Source organism: Enterobacter sp. 4974935 (assembly GCF_058661735.1).
In genome coordinates this window covers 2,759,001-2,785,058 of record NZ_JBZWGT010000003.1, presented here as the reverse complement: position 1 = coordinate 2,785,058, position 26,058 = coordinate 2,759,001, and the positions used below count along the sequence as shown (strand labels likewise).

General features: G+C 55.3%; 19 protein-coding genes. 9 read left to right on the top strand and 10 right to left on the bottom strand.

Translation table 11 applies throughout. The features are described 5' to 3' along the window. The 6 genes from mukF (at position 1) to AC4OVS_RS14670 (ending at position 9,854) form a co-directional block, all read left to right on the top strand. Positions 1–1,323 (top strand): chromosome partition protein MukF, encoded by a 1,323-nt coding sequence (gene mukF / locus AC4OVS_RS14695; RefSeq protein WP_022647635.1) that lies wholly within the window; start codon positions 1–3, stop codon positions 1,321–1,323. Further along, complete coding sequence (gene mukE / locus AC4OVS_RS14690; protein WP_003858208.1) at positions 1,304–2,008, top strand: chromosome partition protein MukE; 705 nt, start codon at positions 1,304–1,306, stop codon at positions 2,006–2,008. The genes mukF and mukE overlap by 20 nt, the downstream gene beginning before the upstream one ends. Continuing rightward, positions 2,008–6,456 (top strand): chromosome partition protein MukB, encoded by a 4,449-nt coding sequence (gene mukB / locus AC4OVS_RS14685; RefSeq protein WP_023299731.1) that lies wholly within the window; start codon positions 2,008–2,010, stop codon positions 6,454–6,456. Before mukE ends, mukB begins: the two co-directional genes overlap by 1 nt. 179 nt (positions 6,457–6,635) lie before the next feature. After that, on the top strand, positions 6,636–8,459 hold the full coding sequence (gene ldtD / locus AC4OVS_RS14680) for a L,D-transpeptidase (RefSeq protein ID WP_063137584.1): 1,824 nt from the start codon (positions 6,636–6,638) through the stop codon (positions 8,457–8,459). A 175-nt stretch (positions 8,460–8,634) separates the two neighbouring features. Continuing rightward, positions 8,635–9,186 (top strand): peptidoglycan L,D-endopeptidase MepK, encoded by a 552-nt coding sequence (gene mepK / locus AC4OVS_RS14675; RefSeq protein WP_003858202.1) that lies wholly within the window; start codon positions 8,635–8,637, stop codon positions 9,184–9,186. 20 nt (positions 9,187–9,206) lie between these two features. Further along, positions 9,207–9,854, top strand: coding sequence for an MBL fold metallo-hydrolase (locus AC4OVS_RS14670; RefSeq protein WP_022647638.1), 648 nt, complete (start codon positions 9,207–9,209; stop codon positions 9,852–9,854). Between the two features lie 52 nt (positions 9,855–9,906). On the opposite strand, the gene AC4OVS_RS14665 is transcribed toward AC4OVS_RS14670, so the two are convergent. From AC4OVS_RS14665 to pncB, 4 genes are all read right to left on the bottom strand, one after another. Further along, a complete protein-coding gene (locus AC4OVS_RS14665) occupies positions 9,907–11,097 on the bottom strand; it encodes an amino acid aminotransferase (protein WP_023299734.1) in 1,191 nt (396 codons plus the stop codon). A 184-nt stretch (positions 11,098–11,281) separates the two neighbouring features. Further along, positions 11,282–12,340 carry a porin OmpF gene (gene ompF / locus AC4OVS_RS14660; protein WP_023299735.1) on the bottom strand — a complete coding sequence of 353 codons (1,059 nt, stop codon included), beginning with the start codon at positions 12,338–12,340 and terminating at the stop codon, positions 11,282–11,284. Between the two features lie 606 nt (positions 12,341–12,946). Beyond that, the gene (gene asnS / locus AC4OVS_RS14655) at positions 12,947–14,347 is read right to left on the bottom strand and encodes an asparagine--tRNA ligase (protein ID WP_003858191.1); all 1,401 of its coding nucleotides are present in this window, start codon (positions 14,345–14,347) and stop codon (positions 12,947–12,949) included. Between the two features lie 168 nt (positions 14,348–14,515). After that, positions 14,516–15,718 carry a nicotinate phosphoribosyltransferase gene (gene pncB / locus AC4OVS_RS14650; protein ID WP_023299736.1) on the bottom strand — a complete coding sequence of 401 codons (1,203 nt, stop codon included), beginning with the start codon at positions 15,716–15,718 and terminating at the stop codon, positions 14,516–14,518. 253 nt (positions 15,719–15,971) lie between these two features. Between pncB and pepN the strand changes: the two genes are divergently transcribed. Beyond that, on the top strand, positions 15,972–18,584 hold the full coding sequence (gene pepN / locus AC4OVS_RS14645) for an aminopeptidase N (protein WP_491922525.1): 2,613 nt from the start codon (positions 15,972–15,974) through the stop codon (positions 18,582–18,584). 89 nt (positions 18,585–18,673) lie between these two features. On the opposite strand, the gene ssuB is transcribed toward pepN, so the two are convergent. The 5 genes from ssuB to ssuE are packed head-to-tail and all read right to left on the bottom strand — an operon-like array spanning position 18,674 to position 22,914. Continuing rightward, positions 18,674–19,444, bottom strand: coding sequence for an aliphatic sulfonates ABC transporter ATP-binding protein (gene ssuB, locus AC4OVS_RS14640; protein WP_022647644.1), 771 nt, complete (start codon positions 19,442–19,444; stop codon positions 18,674–18,676). Next, positions 19,441–20,232 carry an aliphatic sulfonate ABC transporter permease SsuC gene (ssuC, locus tag AC4OVS_RS14635; RefSeq protein ID WP_023299738.1) on the bottom strand — a complete coding sequence of 264 codons (792 nt, stop codon included), beginning with the start codon at positions 20,230–20,232 and terminating at the stop codon, positions 19,441–19,443. Before ssuC ends, ssuB begins: the two co-directional genes overlap by 4 nt. A gap of 9 nt (positions 20,233–20,241) precedes the next feature. Beyond that, positions 20,242–21,387, bottom strand: a complete 1,146-nt coding sequence (ssuD, locus tag AC4OVS_RS14630; protein WP_017384817.1) for an FMNH2-dependent alkanesulfonate monooxygenase — start codon at positions 21,385–21,387, stop codon at positions 20,242–20,244. Further along, positions 21,384–22,346, bottom strand: a complete 963-nt coding sequence (locus tag AC4OVS_RS14625; protein WP_022647646.1) for a sulfonate ABC transporter substrate-binding protein — start codon at positions 22,344–22,346, stop codon at positions 21,384–21,386. Before AC4OVS_RS14625 ends, ssuD begins: the two co-directional genes overlap by 4 nt. Next, on the bottom strand, positions 22,339–22,914 hold the full coding sequence (gene ssuE / locus AC4OVS_RS14620) for an NADPH-dependent FMN reductase (RefSeq protein ID WP_022647647.1): 576 nt from the start codon (positions 22,912–22,914) through the stop codon (positions 22,339–22,341). Before ssuE ends, AC4OVS_RS14625 begins: the two co-directional genes overlap by 8 nt. Before the next feature lie 249 nt (positions 22,915–23,163). Between ssuE and pyrD the strand changes: the two genes are divergently transcribed. After that, complete coding sequence (gene pyrD, locus AC4OVS_RS14615; protein ID WP_015570907.1) at positions 23,164–24,174, top strand: quinone-dependent dihydroorotate dehydrogenase; 1,011 nt, start codon at positions 23,164–23,166, stop codon at positions 24,172–24,174. A gap of 166 nt (positions 24,175–24,340) precedes the next feature. Beyond that, positions 24,341–24,883 carry a cell division protein ZapC gene (gene zapC / locus AC4OVS_RS14610; protein ID WP_023299740.1) on the top strand — a complete coding sequence of 181 codons (543 nt, stop codon included), beginning with the start codon at positions 24,341–24,343 and terminating at the stop codon, positions 24,881–24,883. On the opposite strand, the gene AC4OVS_RS14605 is transcribed toward zapC, so the two are convergent. Continuing rightward, positions 24,880–25,989, bottom strand: a complete 1,110-nt coding sequence (locus tag AC4OVS_RS14605; RefSeq protein ID WP_022647649.1) for a YcbX family protein — start codon at positions 25,987–25,989, stop codon at positions 24,880–24,882. The two genes, zapC and AC4OVS_RS14605, sit on opposite strands and share 4 nt — an antisense overlap. Positions 25,990–26,058 lie beyond the last annotated feature (69 nt).

The window sequence follows — 26,058 nt, the reverse complement described above, 5'->3', positions numbered from 1 at the left end:
ATGAGTGAATTTTCCCAGACAGTCCCCGAACTGGTTGCCTGGGCCAGGAAAAACGATTTCTCCATCTCGCTGCCGGTAGACAGACTCTCATTCCTGCTGGCGGTTGCGACGCTAAACGGCGAACGCCTGGATGGCGAAATGAGTGAAGGCGAACTGGTGGATGCGTTCCGCCACGTCAGTGATGCGTTTGAGCAAACCAGCGAAACCATTAGCGTGCGTGCCAACAACGCAATCAATGATATGGTGCGTCAACGTCTGCTGAACCGCTTTACCAGCGAGCAGGCGGAAGGAAACGCCATCTATCGTCTTACGCCACTGGGCATTGGCATTACCGACTATTACATCCGCCAGCGCGAATTTTCCACGCTGCGTCTCTCCATGCAGCTCTCCATTGTTGCAGGCGAGCTGAAGCGTGCCGCCGACGCGGCTGATGAAAACGGTGACGAATTCCACTGGCATCGCAACGTTTACGCGCCGCTAAAATACTCGGTCGCCGAGATTTTCGACAGTATCGATCTGACTCAACGTCTGATGGACGAACAGCAGCAGCAGGTCAAAGACGATATCGCTCAACTGCTGAATAAAGACTGGCGTGCGGCCATCTCCAGCTGTGAACTTTTGCTGTCAGAAACGTCCGGTACGCTACGTGAGTTGCAGGATACGCTGGAGGCGGCTGGGGATAAGCTACAGGCCAACCTGCTGCGCATCCAGGACGCGACGATGGCGCACGACGATCTGCATTTTATCGACCGTCTGGTGTTTGATTTGCAGAGTAAGCTTGACCGCATTATCAGCTGGGGCCAGCAGTCGATCGACCTGTGGATCGGTTACGACCGCCACGTGCATAAATTTATCCGTACCGCCATCGATATGGATAAGAACCGCGTCTTTGCTCAGCGTCTGCGCCAGTCGGTACAGACCTACTTTGATGCGCCGTGGGCGCTGACCTACGCCAACGCCGATCGTCTTCTGGATATGCGCGACGAAGAGATGGCGCTGCGTGATGAAGAGGTCACCGGTGAACTGCCGCCGGATCTGGAATACGAAGAATTTAACGAAATTCGCGAGCAGCTTGCGGCGATGATCGAAGAACAGCTCGCTGTCTATAAAGCCAGACAAGCACCGCTGGATCTTGGCCTCGTGGTACGCGACTATCTGGCGCAGTATCCGCGCGCGCGCCACTTCGATGTAGCCCGCATTGTTGTAGACCAGGCGGTGCGCCTGGGCATCGCACAAGCCGATTTCACCGGACTGCCGCCGAAGTGGCAGCCGATTAACGATTACGGAGCCAAGGTACAGGCGCATGTCATTGACAAATATTGAACAAGTGATGCCAGTTAAGCTGGCACAGGCGCTGGCGAATCCGTTGTTTCCGGCGCTGGACAGCCAGCTGCGTGCCGGTCGTCACATTGGCCTTGACGAGCTGGATAATCACGCCTTTTTGATGGACTTTCAGGAGTATCTGGAAGAGTTTTACGCTCGCTATAACGTTGAGCTGATCCGCGCGCCGGAAGGGTTTTTCTACCTGCGTCCGCGCTCTACTACGCTTATTCCGCGCTCGGTGCTTTCCGAACTGGATATGATGGTCGGCAAAATTCTCTGCTACCTCTACCTCAGCCCGGAACGTCTGGCGAATGAAGGGATCTTCACCCAGCAGGAGCTTTACGATGAGCTGCTGTCGCTGGCGGATGAAAGCAAGCTGCTCAAGCTGGTAAATAACCGCTCGACGGGGTCCGATCTGGACCGTCAGAAATTACAGGAAAAAGTTCGCTCTTCCCTGAACCGTCTGCGCCGTCTGGGAATGGTCTGGTTCATGGGTCACGACAGCAGCAAGTTCCGCATTACCGAATCGGTCTTCCGCTTTGGTGCCGACGTGCGTGCGGGTGACGATGCGCGTGAAGCACAGCTGCGCATGATCCGTGACGGTGAAGCGATGCCGGTGGAAAACCATTTGCAGCTCAATGACGAGCACGAAGAGAATCAGCCGGATAGCGGGGAGGAAGAGTAATGATTGAACGCGGTAAATTTCGCTCACTAACGCTGATTAACTGGAACGGCTTCTTTGCCCGAACCTTCGATCTGGATGAGCTGGTGACAACGCTCTCCGGCGGTAACGGGGCAGGTAAATCCACCACCATGGCGGCCTTCGTGACGGCGCTGATCCCTGACCTGACCCTGCTGCACTTCCGTAACACCACTGAAGCGGGTGCAACGAGCGGCTCCCGAGATAAAGGGCTGCACGGTAAGCTGAAAGCGGGCGTCTGTTATTCGGTGCTGGACGTGATCAACTCCCGTCATCAGCGCGTGGTTGTAGGCGTGCGCCTGCAGCAGGTTGCCGGCCGCGACCGTAAAGTAGATATCAAACCGTTTGCGATCCAGGGGCTGCCAACCTCCGTGCAGCCGACCGCGCTGCTGACGGAAACCCTGAATGAACGACAGGCGCGCGTTCTGACGCTCCAGGAGCTGAAAGACAAGCTGGAAGCCATCGAAGGCGTGCAGTTTAAGCAGTTTAACTCCATTACCGACTACCACTCTCTGATGTTCGATCTCGGCGTGGTGGCCCGTCGTCTGCGCAGCGCGTCAGATCGTAGTAAATACTACCGTCTGATTGAAGCTTCCCTGTACGGCGGTATCTCAAGCGCCATTACCCGCTCCCTGCGCGACTACCTGCTGCCGGAAAACAGCGGCGTGCGTAAGGCCTTCCAGGATATGGAAGCCGCGCTGCGTGAAAACCGCATGACGCTGGAAGCGATTCGCGTTACGCAATCTGACCGCGATCTGTTTAAGCACCTGATCAGCGAAGCCACCAACTACGTGGCGGCAGACTATATGCGTCACGCCAACGAGCGCCGTATTCATCTCGATCAGGCGCTGGAATACCGCCGCGAGCTGTTTACCTCCCGCAAACAGCTGGTCGCCGAGCAGTATAAGCATGTCGAAATGGCGCGCGAACTGGGCGAGCACAACGGTGCCGAAGGGGATCTGGAAGCCGATTACCAGGCGGCCAGCGATCATCTGAACCTGGTGCAAACCGCGCTGCGTCAGCAGGAAAAAATCGAGCGCTATGAAGCCGATCTCGATGAACTGCAAATTCGTCTTGAAGAGCAAAATGAAGTGGTGGCAGAAGCCGCCGATTTGCAGGAAGAGAACGAAGCCCGCGCGGAAGCCGCCGAGCTGGAAGTGGATGAGCTGAAAAGCCAGCTCGCAGACTACCAGCAGGCGCTGGACGTGCAGCAGACCCGCGCGATCCAATACAACCAGGCGCTGCAGGCGTTGCAGCGTGCCAAAGAGCTGTGCCACCTGCCGGACCTGACCCCTGAAAGCGCTGACGAATGGCTGGATACCTTCCAGGCCAAAGAGCAGGAAGCCACTGAGAAACTGCTTTCTCTCGATCAGAAAATGAGCGTGGCGCAAACGGCACACAGCCAGTTTGAGCAGGCGTACCAGCTGGTGGTGGCGATCAACGGTCCGCTGGCGCGTAACGAAGCGTGGGACGTTGCCCGTGAGCTACTGCGCGACGGCGTCAATCAGCGCCATCTGGCCGAGCAGGTGCAGCCGCTGCGCATGCGCCTGAACGAGCTGGAACAGCGTCTGCGTGAACAGCAGGAAGCTGAGCGTCTGCTGGCGGAATTCTGCAAACGTCAGGGTAAAAATTACGATTTCGACGAGCTTGAGGCTCTGCATCAGGAGCTGGAAGCGCGTATTGCGGCCCTGTCCGATACCGTATCGAACGCCAGCGAACAGCGCATGACGCTGCGTCAGGAGCTGGAACAGCTTCAGTCCCGTTCGAAGACGCTCTTACAGCGTGCGCCGATTTGGCTGGCCGCACAAAGCAGCCTGAACCAGCTCAGCGAGCAGTGTGGTCAGGAGTTTGCCTCCAGCCAGGACGTCACCGAATACATGCAACAGCTGCTGGAGCGCGAACGCGAAGCGATTGTTGAGCGTGACGAAGTGGGCGCGCGCAAGCGTGACGTCGATGAAGAAATCGAGCGTTTAAGCCAGCCTGGCGGCTCAGAAGATCCGCGCCTGAATGCGTTAGCCGAGCGTTTCGGCGGCGTGCTGCTGTCTGAAATTTACGACGACGTCGGCCTGGACGATGCGCCGTACTTCTCCGCGCTGTACGGTCCGTCCCGTAACGCGATTGTAGTGCCGGATCTGTCGCTGATTTCTGACCAGCTTGCAGGGCTGGAAGACTGCCCGGAAGATCTCTACCTCATCGAAGGGGATCCGCAGTCGTTTGATGACAGCGTATTCAGCGTCGACGAGCTGGAAAAAGCGGTGGTGGTGAAAATCGCCGATCGCCAGTGGCGCTATTCGCGCTTCCCGGAACTGCCGCTGTTTGGCCGCGCCGCGCGTGAAAACCGTATTGAAAGCCTGCACGCAGAGCGTGAAACGCTTTCAGAGCGTTTTGCGACCCTGTCGTTTGACGTGCAGAAAACCCAGCGTCTGCATCAGGCGTTCAGCCGCTTTATCGGCAGCCATCTGGGCGTTGCCTTCCAGCCCGATCCGGAAGCTGAAATTCGTAAGCTCAACACCCGCCGCGGTGAGCTGGAGCGTGCGCTTGCCAGCCATGAAAATGACAACCAGCAAAGCCGCGTGCAGTTTGAGCAGGCGAAAGAAGGCGTTGCGGCCCTTAACCGCATCCTGCCGCGCCTGAACCTGCTGGCGGACGATACGCTCGCCGACCGCGTGGATGAGATTCAGGAACGTCTGGACGAAGCGCAGGAAGCGGCGCGCTTTGTGCAGCAACACGGCAATCAGCTGGCAAAACTGGAGCCGATGGTTTCCGTTCTCCAGAGCGACCCGGAACAGTTTGAGCAGTTAAAAGAAGATTACGCCTGGTCACAGCAGGTGCAGCGCGAAGCGCGTCAGCAGGCGTTTGCCCTCACGGAAGTGGTGCAACGTCGCGCACACTTCGGCTACTCCGATTCAGCAGAAATGCTGAGCGGGAACAGCGATCTGAATGAAAAGCTGCGCCAGCGTCTTGAGCAGGCCGAAGCGGAACGAACGCGCGCCCGTGAAGCGATGCGTACTCACGCTGCACAGCTGAGCCAGTACAGCCAGGTCATGGCATCGCTGAAAAGCTCCTTCGACACCAAGAAAGAGCTGTTAAATGACCTGCATAAAGAGTTGCAGGACATTGGTGTGCGCGCCGACAGCGGCGCAGAAGAGCGGGCGCGTATTCGCCGCGATGAGCTGCATGCTCAGCTCAGCAACAACCGTGCGCGTCGTAATCAGCTCGAAAAAGCGCTGACCTTCTGTGAAGCGGAGATGGACAACCTGACGCGTCGTCTGCGCAAGCTGGAGCGCGACTATTTTGAGATGCGTGAACAGGTTGTGACCGCGAAGGCGGGCTGGTGCGCGGTGATGCGCATGGTGAAAGACAACAACGTGGAGCGTCGTCTGCACCGTCGCGAGCTGGCGTACCTGTCAGCCGATGAACTGCGCTCTATGTCGGATAAGGCGCTGGGTGCGCTGCGTCTGGCCGTGGCGGACAATGAACACCTGCGCGACGTGCTGCGCATGTCCGAAGATCCGAAGCGTCCTGAGCGCAAAATTCAGTTCTTCGTGGCGGTTTATCAGCACTTACGCGAGCGTATTCGTCAGGACATCATCCGTACCGATGATCCGGTTGAAGCGATCGAACAGATGGAGATCGAGCTGGGCCGTCTGACGGAGGAGCTGACCTCCCGCGAGCAGAAGCTGGCAATCAGCTCCCGCAGCGTGGCGAATATTATTCGTAAAACCATTCAGCGCGAGCAGAACCGTATCCGTCAGCTGAACCAGGGCCTGCAAAGCGTGTCGTTTGGCCAGGTCAACAGCGTGCGGCTGAACGTGAACGTGCGTGAGGCGCACTCCACGCTGCTGGACGTGTTGTCTGAACAGCATGAGCAGCATCAGGATCTGTTCAACAGTAACCGCCTGACCTTCTCCGAAGCGCTGGCGAAGCTGTATCAGCGTCTGAATCCGCAGATTGACATGGGCCAGCGTACGCCGCAAACCATCGGCGAGGAGTTGCTGGACTACCGCAACTATCTGGAAATGGAAGTTGAGGTTAACCGTGGCTCAGACGGCTGGCTGCGCGCGGAATCCGGTGCGCTCTCTACCGGTGAAGCCATCGGTACCGGTATGTCGATTCTGGTGATGGTGGTGCAGAGCTGGGAAGATGAAGCGCGTCGTCTGCGCGGCAAGGACATCTCTCCATGCCGTCTGCTGTTCCTCGATGAAGCCGCGCGTCTCGACGCCCGCTCCATCGCCACGCTGTTTGAGCTTTGCGAGCGACTCGATATGCAGCTCATCATCGCGGCGCCGGAAAACATCAGTCCGGAAAAAGGGACAACCTATAAGCTGGTGCGTAAAGTGTTCCAGAACAGTGAACATGTACACGTCGTAGGTCTGCGTGGCTTTGCGCCGCAGCCTCCGGAGTCTTTACCGGGCACGGCTGACGCCTCTTAACCCCGGGTATGATAAAAGGCGGCGCTCAGGCGTCGCTTTTTTTATTCACTTAACTTGTGTTCAGGGCTGCGTTATCTTTAAACTTCTTTACATAAGGTAAGGCAGCAGCGTGTATGCCTTTCTATACTGAAGGAAAGCTCCATAATACTGGGCATGTCGTGAAAAACAGGGGGCAAGGGATGTTGCTTAAGAAAGATCGTGGTCGTCAACTGTCTGCGCTGAGTTTGTGCCTGACAGTGATGTTTGCTCCACTGTTTACCGCTCAGGCCGATGAGCCTGAAATTGTACCGACTGACAGCTCCGCGACGATGGGCGCGCAGCCGACGTCGCTGTCACAACCGCTGGATCAGTCTCCGGCGACGGCCATCATGGCCGGCATTAAACCGCTGCCGGAAGGCATCGATACTGAATCATTACGCCAGCAGCTTATGACCGGGCTGCCCTCGGGCTATACTCCCGCTTATATTAACCAGCTCACGCTGCTTTACGCTGCGCGCGATATGAAACCGATGTGGGAAAATCGCGAGGCGGTACGTGCCTTCCAGCAGCAACTGGCTGAAGTGGCGATTGCAGGTTTTCAGCCACAGTTCACGACCTGGGTTGAACTCCTGACCGACCCTGCCGTTACCGGACAGGCGCGTGACGTGGTGCTGTCTGATGCCATGATGGGCTACTTGCAGTTTGTGGCGGGGATTTCGGTGAACGGCAACCGCTGGTTATACAGCAGTAAACCGTACAAGCTGGCGACGCCCGCGCTGTCCGTCATTAATCAGTGGCAGCTGTCGCTGGACAACGGTGAACTGCCGCGCTTTATCGCAAGCCTTGCGCCCGCCCACCCGCAGTATGCCACGATGCATCAGTCGCTTCTTGAGCTGGTCGCGGATTCCCGCCCGTGGCCTCAGTTGCGTGGAACAGCAACGCTGCGTCCGGGACAATGGAGCAGCGATGTGCCTGCGATTCGCGAAATTATGAAACGGTCTGGCATGCTTGACAGCGGCCCTAAAATTGCGCTGCCCGGCGACGAGACGCAAAACGCAGTCGTCAGCCCGTCGGCGCCGGTAAAAGAGAAAACCGCCGTTGCACTGAGCAATAAGCCCGCCGCTTACGATCGCGAGCTGGTCGCGGCAGTGAAGCAGTTCCAGGCCGCGCAGGGGCTGGGCGCCGACGGCGTGATTGGTCCATCGACTCGCGACTGGCTGAACGTCTCTCCGGCCCAGCGGGCAGGGGTGCTGGCGTTGAATATCCAGCGCTTGCGCTTGCTGCCGGGCACGTTATCCACCGGCATTATGGTCAACATTCCGGCGTACTCCCTGGTCTACTATCAGGACGGTAGCGAAGTGCTGGCGTCCCGCGTGATTGTGGGTCGACCTGACCGCAAAACGCCGATGATGAGCAGCGCGCTGAATAACGTGGTGGTTAACCCGCCGTGGAACGTGCCGCCGACGCTGGCGCGCAAAGATATCCTGCCTAAGGTCTGGAATGACCCGGGCTATCTGGAGCGACATAACTATACGGTGATGCGTGGCTGGAACAGCAAAGAAGCGATTGACCCCTGGATGGTCGACTGGTCAACGATTACGCCTTCGAACCTGCCGTTCCGTTTCCAGCAGGCACCGGGTGCGCATAACTCGCTCGGACGTTACAAATTCAATATGCCAAGTTCGGACGCAATCTATCTGCATGATACCCCGAACCATAATCTGTTCCAGAAAGACGCACGCGCGCTCAGTTCTGGCTGCGTTCGCGTGAATAAGGCCTCCGAACTGGCGAATATGCTGTTGCAGGATGCAGGCTGGAACGATACGCGGATATCAGATGCCCTGAAGCAGGGGGATACGCGTTACGTCAATATCCGCCACAATATTCCGGTCAATCTTTACTATCTGACGGCGTTTGTGGGCGCGGACGGACGTACCCAGTATCGTACAGATATTTACAATTATGATCTGACAGCGCGATCCGGCGCACAAATCTTGCCAAAAGCGGAACAATTAATCAGGTAAATGAAGTAGTTCGGTAAAAATGATTGTCGTAAGTTATGGTGAATATGAGGCGATCTGGCTGAAAGCCGCGTATTCACTGGGATTGGGCGCCTTGACGTAGCAGGCTTTGCCAGTTATGGTGCCCTTCGTGCGCTAAGCATATTGACAATTTCTTTTACCTGTAGACCTGATTATCATGGACAAATTTGACGCTAATCGCCGCAAATTGCTGGCGTTAGGTGGCGTTGCGCTGGGCGCAGCAGCCATCCTTCCGACGCCAGCATTTGCCACCCTCTCGACACCTCGTCCGCGTATTTTAACGCTCAACAATCTGCATACTGGTGAGACGCTTAAAGCGGAATTTTTCGATGGCAGAGGCTATATTCAGGATGAATTAGCACGACTAAACCATTTTTTCCGTGATTTCCGCGCGAACAAAATCAAAGCCATCGACCCTGGATTATTCGATCAGCTTTACCGCTTGCAGGGACTGCTGGGGACCAAAAGGCCGGTGCAACTCATTTCTGGCTATCGCTCTCTGGATACCAACAATGAACTGCGCGCCCACAGCCGTGGGGTAGCGAAAAAAAGCTATCACACCAAAGGGCAGGCGATGGATTTCCATATTGAAGGCGTTTCGTTAGCCAATATTCGCAAAGCGGCGTTATCTATGCGCGCAGGTGGTGTAGGATACTACCCACGTAGCAACTTTGTGCATATTGATACCGGGCCGGTTCGGCACTGGTAATAACGAAACACAGGAGCAGTATGAACTATCGTATTATTCCGGTTACCGCGTTCTCACAGAACTGTTCATTGATCTGGTGTGAACAAACTAAACTGGCCGCGCTTGTTGATCCCGGTGGCGACGCTGAGACAATCAAGCAGGAAGTCGCTGCCAGCGGTGTAACGCTGATGCAGATTTTACTGACCCATGGCCATCTTGACCATGTGGGTGCAGCGGCTGAACTGGCTGAACACTACGGTGTGCCGATTATCGGCCCGGAAAAAGAAGATGAGTTCTGGCTTCAGGGGCTGCCTGCCCAAAGCCGCATGTTTGGTCTGGATGACTGTCAGCCACTGACACCGGACCGCTGGCTGAACGAAGGCGATCGCGTTAACGTAGGGAATGTAACTTTACAGGTGTTGCATTGCCCCGGGCATACGCCTGGCCATATTGTCTTCTTTGATGACGCGTCGCGTCTGCTGATTTCCGGTGACGTGATTTTCAAAGGGGGCGTAGGACGCAGCGATTTCCCACGCGGCGATCACGGTCAGCTGATTCAGTCGATTAAGCAGAAGTTATTACCGTTAGGTGATGATGTGACGTTTATCCCTGGACACGGACCAATGTCAACGCTGGGCGATGAGCGGTTGCATAACCCGTTCCTTCAGGATGAAATGCCTGTCTGGTAAACCCTTTCAATAAAAAAGCCTGCGCGATGCAGGCTTTTTTTATGGGTGCAGGTTACAGCACCGCGACAATGGCTTCGCACAGTGGCGCCATGTTGTCAGGCGTCATACCTGCAACGTTCACGCGGCCAGAGGCAACGGCATAGACGCCAAACTCTTCACGCAGGCGCAGCACCTGCTCTTTGGTCAGGCCGCTGAAGGAGAACATGCCGTTCTGCTTGATGATGAAGCTGAAGTCACGGTCGGCGCCTTTCTCAGCCAGCGTGTTCACAAACAGCAGACGCATGCGTTGAATGCGCTGACGCATATCGTTCAGCTCTTGTTCCCAGATTGCGCGCAGCGCATCGTTGCTCAGGATCGTCGCAACTACAGACGCACCGTGTGCCGGTGGGTTGGAGTAGTTAGCGCGGATCACGGACTTCATCTGGCTGAATGCGCGATCGACAGTTTGATCGTCAGCGGCCACCAGCGTACAGGCGCCGACACGCTCGTTATACAGACCAAAGTTCTTGGAATAGGAGCTTGCGACAATCAGCTCCTGATGGACGGCGGCGAATGCGCGCAGACCTTCAGCATCTTCTTCCAGACCACGGGCAAAGCCCTGGTAAGCGAAGTCGAACAGCGGCAGCCAGCCTTTTTCAACGGACAGCTTAGCCAGCTGTTCCCACTGTTCAAGCGTAGGATCGATACCAGTTGGGTTATGGCAGCAGCCATGGAACAGCACCACATCGCCCGCCTGGGCTTCGCTCAGGCTGGCCAGCAAACCATCGAAGTCCAGCGCGTGGTTTGCCGCGTCATAGTAGGCGTATTCACGGACTTCCAGACCCGCAGAATTAAACACGCTCTTGTGGTTCGGCCAGCTTGGATTGCTTACCCAGACACGCTTCACAGAGGTGTTTTTCGCCAGGAAATCTGCCGCCACGCGCAGTGCGCCGGTACCGCCTGGGGTCTGCGCCGTGCGGGCGCGTTTTTCGCTCACAATGGTGCTGCCTTTGCCGAACAGCAGCTCCTGGGTGCAGCGACCAAATTCAGGGATACCATCAATACCGAGGTAGTTTTTGGTGGTTTCGTTTTCCAGCAGATACTGCTCAGCTTTTTTGACGCTGGTCAGTACCGGAGTTTTGCCGGTTTCATCTTTATATACACCAATACCCAGGTTGATTTTGCCAGGGCGGTCGTCGGCACGAAACAGATCGGCCAGGCCCAGAATTGGGTCGGCAGGAGCGGCAGTAATGTTCTCAAACATGACGAAGTTCCATTGTGATTACAGAAGTGAAATCCGCTATCAGGTTAACGGTAGATTTACAAAATGCCAACCGTTTGCGACGAAAAGCGTGCGGCTTTTCAAAAGTCGCTATTATTTTCTCTCGGGAATAAAAAAACAGGGCCGAAGCCCTGTTCATTAAGCATATAGCAACGAGGTGTGCTGATTAGAACTGGTAAACCAGACCCAGAGCCACGATGTCGTCGTTGTTGATGCCCAGCTTGTTGTCGTCTTTCAGCTGGTTGATCTGATAGTCAACATAGGTAGACATGTTTTTGTTGAAGTAGTAGGTCGCACCGATATCAACGTAGTTGATGTAGTCTTCGTCACCGATACCTTCTACGTCTTTCGCTTTAGATTTGTAGTAAGCGATGGATGGACGCAGGCCGAAATCGAACTGGTACTGAGCGACAACAGAGAAGTCCTGAGACTTGTTAGCGAAACCACGGCTGCCCAGGCGCGCTGCGTTACGCATTTCGCCATAAATGGCTGCCAGGTAGATGTTGTTCGCGTCGTATTTCAGGCCGGTTGCCCACTGTTCAGCCTTGTCGCCTTTACCCCACTCCAGCGTCTGCTGGTTGTTGGTACGGTCAGCGGCGCCATAAGCACCGACAATGCCGAAGCCTTCGTAGTCATAGCTCAGAGAGGTCGCCCAGCCGTCGCCGTTGGAACGTACTGCGTCATCACGTTCATTTTTGCCCAGGTACTGAACACCAAAGTTCAGACCGTCAACCAGGCCGAAGAAGTTGCTGTTACGGTAAGTCGCCAGACCACCCGTACGGCCTGCGAAGAAGTTATCGCTCGCGCCGGTGTCGCCGCCAAACTCAGGCAGCATATCGGTGATGCCGATTGCGTCATAGACCAGACCGTAGTTACGACCGTAGTCGAAGGAGCCTGCGTCACCAAATTTCAGACCTGCGAATGCCAGACGGGTTTTGTTGCCGTTCTGCGCATCGCCGCCTTCAGAGTTGTTACCCTGGAAATTGTATTCCCACTGACCGTAGCCAGTCAGCTGATCGTTGATCTGAGTTTCACCTTTGAAGCCCAGACGCGCGTAAGTGTTGTCGCCATCGTTGCCCGCGTAATCAGAGAAGTAATGCAGGCCAACTGCTTTCCCGTAAAGATCTAATTTGTTGCCGTCTTTGTTATAGATTTCAGCAGCGTTTGCTGCACCGGCTACCAGCAGGGCAGGGACTACCACTGCCAGGATATTGCGCTTCATCATTATTTATTACCCTCATTGGTTTTTTTATGACACTCGCCACTGCCGTCAATAAATTCTGTCAATAAATATTTCCGGAACTATTGATGAGAGTTAGGTGTCTTTATGTGTCTGACAGGCATCTTTCCATTCATAGAACCGTTTCGCTACACTGAAAGTGCTACAATCTTCAAGATTCAGTTACCAAAAGAAAATATGTGTAACTAAATATGTATTTTTGGGAACTTTGTGAAGCACCTCAAACTTCAGCGCGTTCTGGTGAATTAAACCTCCGCTTTATTCTTATATATATGATTTCCTTATGTTTAATTTAGCTAAAGGCCTTTCGTATAAACAGAAGTTAAACGGCTCATTTTTTCTTATAATCGACAAAAGCCATCCAGATGGCTGTGAGAGTGGTTGTTTTTTGTGCTATTACGTAAGGATTGTATTAAGCGCAATAAGAATAGGGTTATTTTTTTGTCTAAGGATATTTCGTGGAAACAAAACGTAACAGGTAGAGGGAATTGCGGGGTTGTGGTTTATAGACGCTTACTTTTGACTGACGAAAACTGACATTGCAGGATAAAATAATGGCCAGCATTTGCTGGCCATTAATGATTTGGTCGGTTAGAAACTTGCGTTACGCGGTGTACGTGGGAACGGAATCACATCACGTACGTTCTGAACACCTGTTACGTAAGCAATCAGACGTTCGAAGCCCAGGCCAAAGCCAGAGTGCGGAACGGTGCCGTAACGACGGAGATCGCGATACCAGCTGTAGTCCGCCGGGTTCAGGCCCATCTCCTGCATACGCGCGTCCAGCACATCCAGGCGCTCTTCACGCTGGGAGCCACCGATGATCTCACCGATGCCCGGCGCCAGAACATCCATCGCGGCAACGGTTTTACCATCTTCGTTAAGGCGCATATAGAACGCCTTAATGTCTTTCGGATAGTTTTTCACCACAACCGGTGCTTTGAAGTGCTTCTCTGCCAGATAACGTTCATGCTCGGAGGAGAGATCCACGCCCCAGTAAACCGGGTTTTCGAATTTCTCGCCGCATTTTTCCAGGATAGCGACCGCGTCGGTGTAATCCACCTGCGCGAAGTCTGCGGAGACGAAGCGCTCAAGACGGGCGATGGCGTCGTTATCGACACGCTCAGCGAAGAATTTCATGTCGTCTGCGCGCTCTTCGAGAACCGCTTTGAACACGTATTTCAGCATCGCTTCTGCCAGGCCTGCCACGTCATTCAGATCGGCAAAGGCGACTTCCGGCTCCAGCATCCAGAATTCCGCCAGGTGACGGCTGGTGTTAGAGTTTTCCGCACGGAAGGTTGGGCCGAAGGTGTAGATCTTAGACAGCGCACAGGCGTAGGTTTCGCCGTTGAGCTGGCCGGAAACCGTCAGGAAGGCTTCTTTACCAAAGAAGTCTTTGTCGTAATCGACTTTTCCTTCTGGCGTACGTGGCAGGTTTTCCATATCCAGCGTTGAAACGCGGAACATTTCACCTGCGCCTTCGGTATCGGATGCCGTGATCAGCGGAGTAGACACCCAGAAGTAACCCTGCTCGTCAAAGAAGCGATGCAGCGCCTGCGCCAGCGTATGACGCACGCGCGCCACTGCACCAATCAGGTTGGTGCGCGGACGCAGGTGCGCAACTTCACGCAGATATTCGATGCTGTGACGCTTTGCAGCCATCGGATAGGTGTCCGGATCTTCAACCCAGCCGGTCACTTCCACCGAGGTCGCCTGAATTTCGTAGCTCTGACCCTGGCCCGGAGAGGCCACCACAACACCGGTGACGATCACGGAACAGCCGGTTGTCAGGTGCAGAACGTCATCATTGTAATTGGGCAGAGAATTATTAATGACGGCCTGTACAGGATCAAAGCAGGAACCGTCATAGACGGCGAGGAAGGAGATGCCAGCTTTAGAATCTCGGCGAGTACGCACCCATCCGCGCACGGTGACCTCCTGGTCAACGGCGACACGGCCCTGGAGTACGTCGGCTACAGGCACAACGCTCATAATATTCTCTCTGTTAATAGTCGGAAAAAATAAACACTTGTCCGCCCTGATAGGGGGGATATCTATGTTACCTGCCATCCGCTATCAGACAAGTAAATTTCACCGTCTTAAGAGAAGAAATAAGAAATTAATAAGAGAAGGGGAGCCATGAAGGCTCCCCCGAAGCCGTTAACTGGCTTTTTTAACCTGAGGCAGATCGAAGGCTTTACGTAATGCGCGGACAAACGCTTTATCATGGCAGATGGTTTTGCCAGGGCTGTCGGAGAGCTTCGCGACCGGCTTACCGTTACATTCCACTAGCTTTATGACGATGTTCAGCGGTTTCACCTGGGGGATATCACAGGTTAAGCGCGTACCAATCCCGAAACTCAGGTTCACCCGCGATGAGAAGTGGCGATAAAGGTCGACGGCTTTCGCCAGGTCAAGGTTATCGGAGAAGACCAGCACCTTACTCATGGGATCGATACCCAGTTTTTCGTAATGGGCGATGGCTTTCTCACCCCATTCAACCGGGTCCCCGGAATCATGGCGCAAACCCTGGTAGCGTTCGGCAAACTCAGGGCCAAAGTCGCGCAGGAACGCGTCCATGGTAATGCAGTCGGTAAGGGCAATACCCAGCCGATCCGGGTATTCCTCAAGCCACGCGGCGAGGGCGGCGCGCTGGCTGTTGGCAAGGTCAGGGCTGATCTGCTGGTGCGCCTGGAACCATTCGTGCGCCTGGGTACCCATCGGCGTTAAATCAAGGCGACGCGCCAGATCGTAGTTACTGGTGCCAACGAACCACGGCTCCTGTTGCAGACGTCTGACAATGGCTTCCTGAACCTCGCGAGAGAAGCGGCGGCGCGTGCCAAAGTCCATCAGACGGAAGCGGGACATATCCAGCCCTTCTGTCAGTCTGGAAAACTCAACGAGTTTATTCTCCAGAGCGGCAACCGCCTGCGTTACACCGGTTTCAGGCGAGCGATAGCGGTGGGCCAGCTCGCTGATCACGGCCAGAAGCGGCACTTCCCACATGATCACTTCGCGCCACGGGCCGGTCAGACGAATGTCCAGCTTGCCGTTATCATTGGTGACGGTGACCTGTTCCGGCTTATAGCGGAACTCACGCAGCCAGTTCAGATAGTCCGCTTTAAAGAAAGGCAGGCCTGAAAGCCACTGATATTCGTCATCGGTGAGCGCCAGATGCTGCATGGCATCGACCTGTTCACGAATGGAATCTGCGTAGATACCCAGCAAGTCGTCACCCCGGCAGCGAAATTCCGCCGCAACATGAACATCATGATAGTGGTGAAACACGGCTTGCTGCATATGCAGCTTGTACGCGTCGGTATCCAGCAACGTATGCAGAACCGGAGAAGCGAATTGAGTCATAGGTGCGCTGTAGCATCCTCTCACGGGAGCGTTTAGTACAATAAACAACTCCGGAGTATACCCTGTTTAGTGATTTATTGAACCCCGATCACAACATAAGCACACTTTATGGTCGAGCGCATTTCGTGCCCCGTGTTATAAAAATGTAGCAAAAACGGCGTTGTGCCTGAAAAGATGAACATTCTGCATAGCGCGTTTTACACAACCGGAATATATTGAATCGTTACTCGACAAACGATGCATAAGGTTTTCTATGACACAACAGCCACAAGCTAAATACCGCCACGATTACCGTGCGCCGGATTACCTGATAAGCGATATCGATCTGACCTTCGACCTGGATGCCACAAAAACCGTCGTGACGGCGGTAAGCCAGGTGACGCGCCAGAGCGCGACAGCCGTGCCGCTGCGTCTGGATGGTGAAGACCTGACGCTGGTTTCCCTGCATATTAATGATGAAGCCTGGTCAGACTATAAAGAAGAAGGCAACCAGCTGGTCATCGACAACCTGCCGGAACGCTTTACCCTGCGCATCGTGAATGAAATCAGCCCTGCCGCCAATACCGCGCTGGAAGGGCTTTACCAGTCAGGCGTAGCCCTGTGCACCCAATGTGAAGCCGAAGGGTTCCGCCACATTACCTGGTATCTGGATCGCCCGGACGTCCTGGCGCGCTTTACCACCAAAATTATTGCCGACAAAACGCTGTACCCGTACCTGCTTTCCAACGGCAACCGGATTGGTGAAGGGGAACTGGAGAATGGCCGTCACTGGGTACAGTGGCAGGATCCGTTCCCTAAACCATGCTATCTGTTTGCGCTGGTGGCGGGCGATTTCGATGTTCTGCGCGACACCTTTAAAACGCGCTCTGGCCGTGAAGTCGCGCTGGAGCTGTTCGTGGACCGTGGCAACCTTGACCGCGCCCCGTGGGCCATGACTTCCCTCATCAACTCCATGAAGTGGGATGAAACGCGCTTTGGCCTCGAATATGACCTCGACATCTATATGATCGTTGCTGTCGATTTCTTCAATATGGGCGCGATGGAGAATAAAGGTCTTAACATCTTTAACTCTAAATACGTGCTGGCGCGTACCGATACCGCAACGGATAAAGATTACCTCGATATCGAACGCGTTATCGGCCACGAATATTTCCATAACTGGACCGGGAACCGCGTCACCTGCCGCGACTGGTTCCAGTTGAGCCTGAAAGAGGGCTTAACCGTCTTCCGCGATCAGGAGTTCAGCTCCGATCTGGGATCGCGGGCGGTAAACCGCATCAGCAACGTGCGCACCATGCGTGGTCTGCAATTTGCAGAAGATGCCAGCCCAATGGCGCACCCGATCCGCCCGGATAAAGTCATTGAGATGAATAACTTCTACACCCTGACGGTGTATGAAAAAGGCGCTGAAATTATCCGTATGATCCACACCCTGCTGGGCGAAGAGAATTTCCAGAAAGGGATGCAGCTTTACTTTGAGCGTCACGACGGCAGTGCGGCCACCTGCGACGATTTTGTTCAGGCGATGGAAGACGCCTCTAACGTTGATCTGTCTCATTTCCGCCGCTGGTACAGCCAGGCCGGTACGCCGATTGTGACGGTCAAAGACGACTACAACCCGGAAACCGAGCAGTACACGCTGACCATCAGCCAGCGCACGCCGCCAACGGCCGAGCAGGAAGAGAAACATCCGTTGCACATTCCGTTCAGCGTTGAGCTGTACGACAACGAAGGCAACGTGATCCCGTTACAGAAGGGCGGTCACCCGGTGCATAACGTGCTGAACGTGACCCAGGCAGAGCAGACCTTTATCTTCGATAACGTCTATTTCCAGCCCGTTCCTGCCCTGCTGTGCGAATTCTCCGCGCCGGTGAAACTCGAATACAAGTGGAGCGATCAGCAGCTGACGTTCCTGATGCGTCACGCGCGCAACGATTTCTCGCGCTGGGATGCGGCACAAAGCCTGCTGGCGACCTACATCAAGCTGAACGTCAACCGTTACCAGCAGGGCCAGCCGCTGACGCTGCCGGTTCATGTGGCAGACGCGTTCCGTGCCATCCTGCTGGATGAGAATATTGACCCGGCGCTGGCGGCTGAAATTTTAACGCTGCCTTCTGCGACTGAAATCGCCGAGCTGTTCGACATCATCGACCCGATTGCCATCGTCGCCGTGCGTGAAGCGCTGACCCGCACGCTGGCGACCGAACTGGCAGATGAGTTCCTCGCCATTTACAACGCCAACAAGCTGGACGCGTATCGGGTGGAACATGCGGATATCGGTAAACGTTCCCTGCGCAATACCTGCCTGCGCTATCTGGCATTTGGTGAGGCAGAGCTGGCGAACACGCTGGTCAGCAAGCAGTACCACGAAGCCGATAACATGACGGATGCGCTGGCCGCGCTGGCTGCAAGCGTTGCCGCCGAGCTGCCGTGCCGCGATGCGCTTATGCAGGAGTACGACGACAGGTGGCATCAGGATGGTCTGGTAATGGACAAGTGGTTCATTCTTCAGGCCACCAGCCCGGCAGCCGATGTACTCAGCAACGTACGCAGCCTGCTGAAGCACCGTTCGTTCACCATGAGCAACCCGAACCGCGTCCGCTCCCTGATTGGCGCGTTTGCCAGCAGCAACCCGGCCGCGTTCCATGCTGAAGACGGCAGCGGTTATCAGTTCATGGTTGAAATGCTGACCGAGCTGAACAGCCGTAACCCGCAGGTGGCGTCTCGTCTGATTGAGCCGCTGATCCGCCTGAAACGCTACGATGCGCAGCGTCAGGCGAAAATGCGTGCCGCACTTGAGCAGCTGAAAGGGCTGGAAAATTTGTCTGGCGATCTGTACGAGAAGATTACAAAGGCGCTGGCCTGATGTAAAAAAGCCCGGTGGCGCTTCGCTTACCGGGCCTACGATTTGCCCTTGCGCCGTGCTCCCTGTTGAAGAGGGCCGGGGTGAGGGCATCAGGCATTAGCCTTTATCCGCTGAATCTCCGCTTCTCCACGTTTCATCACTCTATCCAGCACTTCCGCCTCCAGCTCCGCCAGTCTGGCCGATCCCACCCGGCGAGGACGTGGAATATCCACCGTCAGATCCAGACCAATTTTACCCTCTTCTATTAACAGCACCCTGTCTGCCATTGCCACAGCTTCGCTTACGTCATGCGTCACCAGCAGCACCGTAAAGCCGTGCGTCTGCCAGAGGGTTTCAATCAGATCCTGCATCTCGATCCGCGTCAGGGCATCAAGCGCGCCGAGCGGTTCATCAAGCAGCAGCAGGCCGGGACGATGAATCAGCGCGCGTGCCAGGGCCACGCGCTGCTTTTGTCCACCCGACAGGGCCGCAGGCCACTCTCCCGCACGATTCTCCAGCCCGACGGCGGCGAGTGCCTGCCGGGCGTCCTCCCGCCAGCTGCCCTTCAGGCCCAGCCCGACGTTATCCATCACCGTTTTCCACGGCAGCAAACGCGCGTCCTGAAACATCATGCGCGTATCATCCTGAATCGTGGACAGCGGCGTGGTGCCTGCCAGAATGTCACCACTGTTTGGCGCCTCCAGCCCGGCTAAAAGACGCAGCAGGGTACTCTTGCCGCCACCGCTGCGGCCAACAACGGCCACAAACTGTCCGGCAGGAATATGCAGATCCAGTGCATTCAGAATGGTGTTGTCGCCGTAGCGTTTGGTCACGCCGTTCAGCAGTAACGGTGTTCCCTGGTTCAGTCGTGCAGTATTCATGCTTTCGCCTCCTGAGCGGTGTAGGCCGGGTTCCAGCGCAGCCAGCTACGTTCCAGCCACTGGGCGCTGACGTCCGCAAGTTTGCCAAGCAGGGCATAAAGGATAATGGCAACCACCACCACGTCCGTTTGCAGGAACTCGCGGGCGTTCATCGCCAGATAACCAATGCCGGAGTTAGCCGAAATGGTTTCCGCCACGATCAGGGTTAGCCACATCAGGCCGAGCGCAAAACGCACCCCAACCATAATGGAGGGCAGGGCGCCCGGCAGGATCACATGGGTAAACAGGGCAAAACCTGACAGGCCATAGCTGCGGGCCATCTCAACCAGACCGCGATCGATATTGCGGATCCCATGCCAGGTATTGATATAAATCGGGAATAATGTTCCCAGCGCCACGAGGAAAATTTTGGCGCTCTCATCAATGCCGAACCACAGGATAACCAGCGGAATAAGCGCCAGATGCGGCACGTTACGCAGCATTTGAACGGAGGTATCCAGCAGCCGCTCACCCCAGCGGGACAGGCCGCTGATCAGCCCCAGCGTCAGGCCGATGCTCCCGCCAATCGAAAAGCCGATTACCGCGCGCCAGGAGCTGATGGCAAGATGTTGCCACAGCTCACCGCTGGCGCTTAGCGACCAGAACGCTTCCACAACGCCCTCCGGAGAGGGCAAAATACGGCTCGACAGCCAGCCAGTTGAAGACGCCAGTTGCCAGACGAGGACAATGCCGACGGGCAGAAACCACGGTGCGGCGCGCAGCAGCCATTTTTGTGCGGTTGAAGACATGGTGGCTCCTTAACTTTGCGCGACTTTTCTCGGGATAAACGCATTCGCCACGGCTTCGCCCTGCAACTGAAGCTGACGTGGCTGCGGAATTTCCGGGATAGCGACATCCAGGTGCGGGAAGAGCAGTTCACCCACCTTGTAGGCCTCCTCCAGATGCGGGTAGCCAGACAGGATAAAGCTGTCGATCCCCAGCGCCGCGTATTCATTAATGCGTGCCGCTACGGTTGGACCGTCGCCGACCAGCGCCGTACCGGCGCCGCCGCGCACCAGACCCACCCCGGCCCACAGGTTCGGGCTGATCTCAAGATTTTCACGCTTGCCGTTGTGCAGGGAGGCCATTCGGTGTTGGCCCACGGAGTCGGTTTTGGCAAACGCCGCCTGTGCTTTGGCGATAGTGTCGTCGTCCAGATGAGCGATCAGACGGTCGGCAGCTTGCCAGGCCTCGTCGTTGGTTTCGCGTACGATCACGTGCAGGCGAATGCCGAAGCGCACCGTACGGCCATGTTCTGCGGCTTTGGCGCGTACCTGAGCAATTTTCTCTTTAACCAGCTCCGGTGGCTCGCCCCAGGTCAGATAGAGATCGACCTGCTCAGCCGCCAGCTCCTGCGCCACGTCCGACGATCCGCCGAAATAAAGGGGAGGGCGCGGCTGTTGTACCGGCGGGAAGTAGAGTTGCGCATCGCGAACGTGAATATGTTTTCCTTCGAAGGTGACGGTTTCCCCTTCCAGCAGACGTCGCCAGACGCGGGTGAACTCTGCGGAGGCTTCATAGCGCTCGGTATGATCGAGAAAAACGCCATCGCCCGCCAGCTCCTGCGGATCGCTGCCCGTCACCAGGTTGAACAGCGCGCGGCCGTTGGAGAGCCTGTCCAGCGTTGCCGCCTGGCGTGCCGCGACGGTGGGCGACACCACGCTTGGGCGCAAGGCTACCAAGAATTTCAGGCGCTGGGTGACGGGGATCATCGACGCGGCAACCAGCCACGCGTCCTCACATGAACGGCCCGTCGGGATCAGCACCCCGGTAAAACCGATGCGGTCTGCCGCCTGGGCGATCTGCTGTAGATAGCCGTGATCGACCGGGCGGGCGCCTTCTTCTGTGCCAAGATAGTGTCCATCACCGTGGGTGGGTAAAAACCAGAAAAGATTCAGACTCATGATTTTTTTCCTTCAATGCCAGCGGGTTGCCAGATGCGTTCGCGAATATTCACCTGCTTTGGAACCAGGCGGTTTTGATAAAAGAGGTCTGCCGTTTGCTGCTGGAGGGCGGCAACGTGGGCGTCAACCGGCGCTATGGTGGTGGGAGGACGGTGGTCAAGATAGGTGGCGATCACCGGTTCAGGCAGGCCCATGGTTTTTGCCAGTAGCGTGATGCTCTGCTGACGCTGGCTTTGGGTCAGCGCATCGGCCTGAGAGAAGGTATCCAGCACCTGCTGAATAAATGCGCCATTTTTTTCAGCGTAAGGACGTGCCGCCAGGTAGAACGAACCGGTTTGTTTCAGGGTGGTGCCGTCTTTCAGCACCCGCACACCGCCCTGCAACAGTGCGGCGGAGTAGTACGGATCCCAGATAGCCCAGGCATCAACATTTTTTTGCTGAAACGCCGCGCGCGCATCGGCAGGCGTCAGGTAAACGGGCTGGATATCGGTGAATTTAAGGCCGGCCTCCTGCAACGCGCGCAGCAGCAGGTTATGCGAGCTGGAACCTTTCTGGAAAGCAACCTTATGACCTTTGAGATCGGCGACGCTTTTGATCTCGCTGTTTTCCGGCACCAAAATAACCTCTGCCTTCGGCTTGGCGGGTTCAACGCCAACGTAAACCAGATCCGCCCCGGCCGCCTGGGCAAAGATCGGCGGGATATCGCCGGTGCTGCCCAAATCAATACTCCCGACGTTCAGCGCCTCCAGCATCTGCGGTCCGGCAGGGAACTCGACCCATGAGAATTTGGTCTGCGGGAAACGTTTCTCCAGCAACGCATGGCTTTTCGCCAGCACCATGCTGACGCTGCCTTTCTGATAACCGATACGCAGGCTCTCCGGCGTTTTCTCCGCCGCCTGAGCCAGCGATGCCACTGCCAGCAGACCTGCCAGCCCGATACGGGTAACTGTTTTAAACATGCGCCACTCCTTGTGATTGATGAAATGCCGCCGCGTGGCGATCCCGACGATTAAGGGCGTGCCAGAAGGTTTCAAGCGCGCTGTCGAGGCGGGTTTGCAGATTCGGCGTGAAATGCGGTTTATGCTGGTAGTCGATTACCTGTGAGTCGTCAGCGAAGACGCCATGCAGGATCTCCTGCGCTTTCAGCGCGTTCAGAACCGGCTTGAGGGCATAATCCACCGCCAGTAAATGGGCTACCGTACCGCCTGTGGCCAGCGGCAGGACGACCTTACCGTCCAGCGCGCGCTCGGGCAGCAGATCGAGCAGCGTTTTCAGTGCACCGGAAAAAGAGGCTTTATAAATTGGTGTCGCGACGACCAACCCGTCAGCACGCTTAAGTTGTTCGATCAGGGTTTTCAGCGCCGGGCTGTCGAAACGGGCGTAGAGCAGATCTTCAGGCGCGAAATTGTGCAAATTCCAGTGACAAACTTCGACATCCAGAGCATTAAGCTTTTCGCGAGCGTATTCCAGCAGTGCGCTGGATCGAGAGGGGAAGCGGGGGCTTCCGGCCAGGGTAATGACGCGCATGGTTGCTCCTTATAACTAATTGTTTGCTTTTATCTAACATTCATAACAATTTTCAGGAGTGTGACATTGCGTGGTTATTCCACTAAATGATTTATCCTCAGGATGAATGCAGAAAAAAGCATAAGAAGCGAACCGATAAGTAAACGATTGCGTTTAACATGGCTTTTTTTGCCACAGGTCAATTCCCTTTCCGGGCGGGATCGCACATAATCCCCTCCCGGTTTGCACACCGGGAATCCAGGAGAGTTCATGTACTACCCCTTCGTTCGTAAAGCCCTTTTCCAGCTCGATCCTGAGCGCGCTCATGAATTTACATTTCAGCAGTTACGTCGTATTACAGGAACGCCTCTGGCCGCGCTGGTGCGTCAAAACGTGCCGGAAAAACCTGTCCAATGCATGGGCCTGACGTTCAAAAATCCACTGGGCCTTGCGGCCGGACTGGACAAAAATGGCGAATGCATTGATGCACTCGGCGCGATGGGCTTTGGCTCGATCGAAATCGGGACAGTGACGCCGCGTCCGCAGCCGGGAAATGACAAGCCACGTCTGTTCCGCCTGGTTGAAGCCGAGGGGCTGATCAACCGCATGGGCTTTAATAACCTTGGCGTCGATCATCTGGTTGAGAACGTTAAGAAAGCCCATTTTGATGGTGTGCTGGGTATTAATATTGGCAAAAATAAAGACACGCCCGTCGAGCAGGGTAAAGATGACTATCTGATTTGTATGGAAAAAGTCTATGCCTATGCCGGTTATATCGCGGTGAATATATCCTCGCCTAACACCCCAGGGCTGCGTTCATTACAATATGGCGAAGCGCTTGACGATCTTCTTAGCGCCATTAAAAATAAACAAACGGCACTACAGGCGATCCACCATAAATATGTTCCGGTCGCGGTTAAGATCGCCCCGGATCTTTCGGCAGAGGAATTGATCCAGGTTGCCGACAGTTTAGTTCGCCATAATATTGATGGTGTGATTGCGACCAATACAACGCTCGATCGCTCCCTCGTCCAGGGAATGAAAAACTGTGACGAAGCGGGTGGATTAAGTGGCCGTCCGGTACAATTAAAAAGCACCGAAATTATTCGCGCACTCTCCGCGGAATTAAAAGGCCAGCTGCCGATTATTGGCGTGGGTGGCATTGACTCCGTCATCGCTGCACGTGAGAAGATGGCGGCAGGGGCTTCACTGGTGCAAATTTATTCCGGCTTTATTTTTAAAGGGCCGCCATTGATTAAAGAAATTGTCACGCATATCTAATCTTTTCTCTTAATCAGACAACCAGGGCTTTATTTCCAGCCCTGGTTGTTTTATATTCCGTCATTGTTGCTTATTTAGACATTATAGTCTTTTATTACTAGTGTTATAAGCGAAGCGGCAAACAGGACATTTTTAGTACAGGACGTTTTGGGGACGGGAGAGAAACATGCGAATTAAACCTGACGATAACTGGCGCTGGTATTTTTGTGACGAGCATGACCGTATGATGCTCGACTTAGCCAATGGCATGTTGTTTCGCTCTCGTTTTGCGCGCCGAATGTTAACGCCAGACGCGTTTGCTCCCTCAGGCTTTTGCGTTGACGACGCTGCACTCTATTTCTCTTTTGAAGAAAAATGCCGCGACTTCAATCTCTCCAAAGAACAGCGCGCTGAACTGGTACTAAATGCGCTGGTGGCGATCCGTTTCCTGAAACCACAAATGCCGAAAAGCTGGCATTTCCTCGCGCACGGTATGAGCTGGACCCCGGCTATCGGCGATGCGGCCAGCGTCAATCTGAGCGATACCGAAGAAGAGGTGAATCTGCTGGTGGTTGAACCCGGTGAAAACGCTGCGCTCTGTTTGCTGGCCCAACCCGGCGTGACCATTGCCGGGCGAGTCATGCAGTTAGGTGATGCCATCAAAGTGATGAATGACAGGCTGAAGCCTCAGCTGCGCGTCGATTCCTTCAGCCTCGAACAGGCGGTTTAAGCTTCCAGCTGTACGGATGTTTTCGGTACACAGCTACAGCACAGGATCGTGCCGTCACTGCCAATCGCAGATTTCTTCAGGGCACTCACTTCACCATCGACCAGTTTAATGCGACAGCATCCGCAAATCCCCGCGCGACAGGAATAAGGTACGCGGATACCCGCCTGCTCCAGCTGTTCCAGTAGCACCTGCTGATTGTTACCACGAATAACTTTGCCTTCCCAGTGAATATCCACCGCGGAAGCGACGTTGGTGACAACGTCAACCATTTCTTCTTCCTGGCCTGCGCCGTACACTCTTGCAGGCCCGCGGGTAAGAATTTCGACCTCGTCGCCCACGCGGATTACGCCGCTGGAGCGGGGGATCAGGTTCTGGCCGAAGTCGACATCACCGTTATCCTGCGCGGTACGAAATGATTGCAAGGTTTTCAGCGGTTCGCCGGAAGGGTGTTTCTGGCCTTTCTCCGGGCTGACGGTGGTAAAAATACAGCGGCTGCACGGCTTCACGACATCAAAGATAACGCTGCCGATGCGGATCACTTTCCAGGTATCTTCATCCCAGGCATCCGCTCCGGTCACCACCAGATTCGGGCGAAACTGCTCCATCTGCACGCTGGCTTTGCAACGGGTTTGTAAATCACGCAGCGAGGCCTCGCTGGTCAGCAGGAAGGGAAAACCATCCGCAAAGGAGAGGGGAACCGCGTCGTGGCGTTTCACGCGACGAGTCAGCGCAGGCCCAACCCAGCGCAGCTGAACGTCACGTGAGAAAAAGCCGCTCAGCCACTGGTTAATGTTATCCGGCGCGATACGCGCGGTAAAATGATTGCCCCACACTTCCGTTGGCGCTTCAACCGGCGCAAAATCAGCAAAGCGGATCACGACGCTTGAACCGTCTGGCGCGGTCAAATGCAATCCGTCATGAAGCGGGGAAGGTGTAAAGCGAACCATCTGCGGGAACTGACGTGCGGTGATGAACGTACCGTCAGGCTCGGTGATCATAAAAATACGATCGAAGGCGAATCCGCTCATATCGGCCAGCGCGTGCGTCACGCCGATACCGCGCATGGATTTCACCGGATGAATAAAAAGCCTGGATAACGTCGCCACTGCACACTCCCGCTAAATAAAATAAGCCTTCAACTTTATGACATACACGCCATATTAGCTATAATGCGC

Excerpts from the sequence above, each read along its gene's own strand:
- mukB (WP_023299731.1), top strand. The coding sequence starts at position 2,008 with ATGATTGAACGCGGTAAATTTCGCTCACTAACGCTGATTAACTGGAAC.
- pyrD (WP_015570907.1), top strand. The coding sequence starts at position 23,164 with ATGTACTACCCCTTCGTTCGTAAAGCCCTTTTCCAGCTCGATCCTGAG.
- mukE (WP_003858208.1), top strand. The coding sequence starts at position 1,304 with ATGTCATTGACAAATATTGAACAAGTGATGCCAGTTAAGCTGGCACAG.
- mepK (WP_003858202.1), top strand. The coding sequence starts at position 8,635 with ATGGACAAATTTGACGCTAATCGCCGCAAATTGCTGGCGTTAGGTGGC.
- asnS (WP_003858191.1), bottom strand. The coding sequence starts at position 14,347 with ATGAGCGTTGTGCCTGTAGCCGACGTACTCCAGGGCCGTGTCGCCGTT.
- ompF (WP_023299735.1), bottom strand. The coding sequence starts at position 12,340 with ATGATGAAGCGCAATATCCTGGCAGTGGTAGTCCCTGCCCTGCTGGTA.
- AC4OVS_RS14670 (WP_022647638.1), top strand. The coding sequence starts at position 9,207 with ATGAACTATCGTATTATTCCGGTTACCGCGTTCTCACAGAACTGTTCA.
- ssuB (WP_022647644.1), bottom strand. The coding sequence starts at position 19,444 with ATGAATACTGCACGACTGAACCAGGGAACACCGTTACTGCTGAACGGC.
- AC4OVS_RS14665 (WP_023299734.1), bottom strand. The coding sequence starts at position 11,097 with ATGTTTGAGAACATTACTGCCGCTCCTGCCGACCCAATTCTGGGCCTG.
- ldtD (WP_063137584.1), top strand. The coding sequence starts at position 6,636 with ATGTTGCTTAAGAAAGATCGTGGTCGTCAACTGTCTGCGCTGAGTTTG.
- mukF (WP_022647635.1), top strand. The coding sequence starts at position 1 with ATGAGTGAATTTTCCCAGACAGTCCCCGAACTGGTTGCCTGGGCCAGG.
- pncB (WP_023299736.1), bottom strand. The coding sequence starts at position 15,718 with ATGACTCAATTCGCTTCTCCGGTTCTGCATACGTTGCTGGATACCGAC.
- ssuE (WP_022647647.1), bottom strand. The coding sequence starts at position 22,914 with ATGCGCGTCATTACCCTGGCCGGAAGCCCCCGCTTCCCCTCTCGATCC.
- ssuD (WP_017384817.1), bottom strand. The coding sequence starts at position 21,387 with ATGAGTCTGAATCTTTTCTGGTTTTTACCCACCCACGGTGATGGACAC.
- AC4OVS_RS14625 (WP_022647646.1), bottom strand. The coding sequence starts at position 22,346 with ATGTTTAAAACAGTTACCCGTATCGGGCTGGCAGGTCTGCTGGCAGTG.
- ssuC (WP_023299738.1), bottom strand. The coding sequence starts at position 20,232 with ATGTCTTCAACCGCACAAAAATGGCTGCTGCGCGCCGCACCGTGGTTT.
- pepN (WP_491922525.1), top strand. The coding sequence starts at position 15,972 with ATGACACAACAGCCACAAGCTAAATACCGCCACGATTACCGTGCGCCG.
- zapC (WP_023299740.1), top strand. The coding sequence starts at position 24,341 with ATGCGAATTAAACCTGACGATAACTGGCGCTGGTATTTTTGTGACGAG.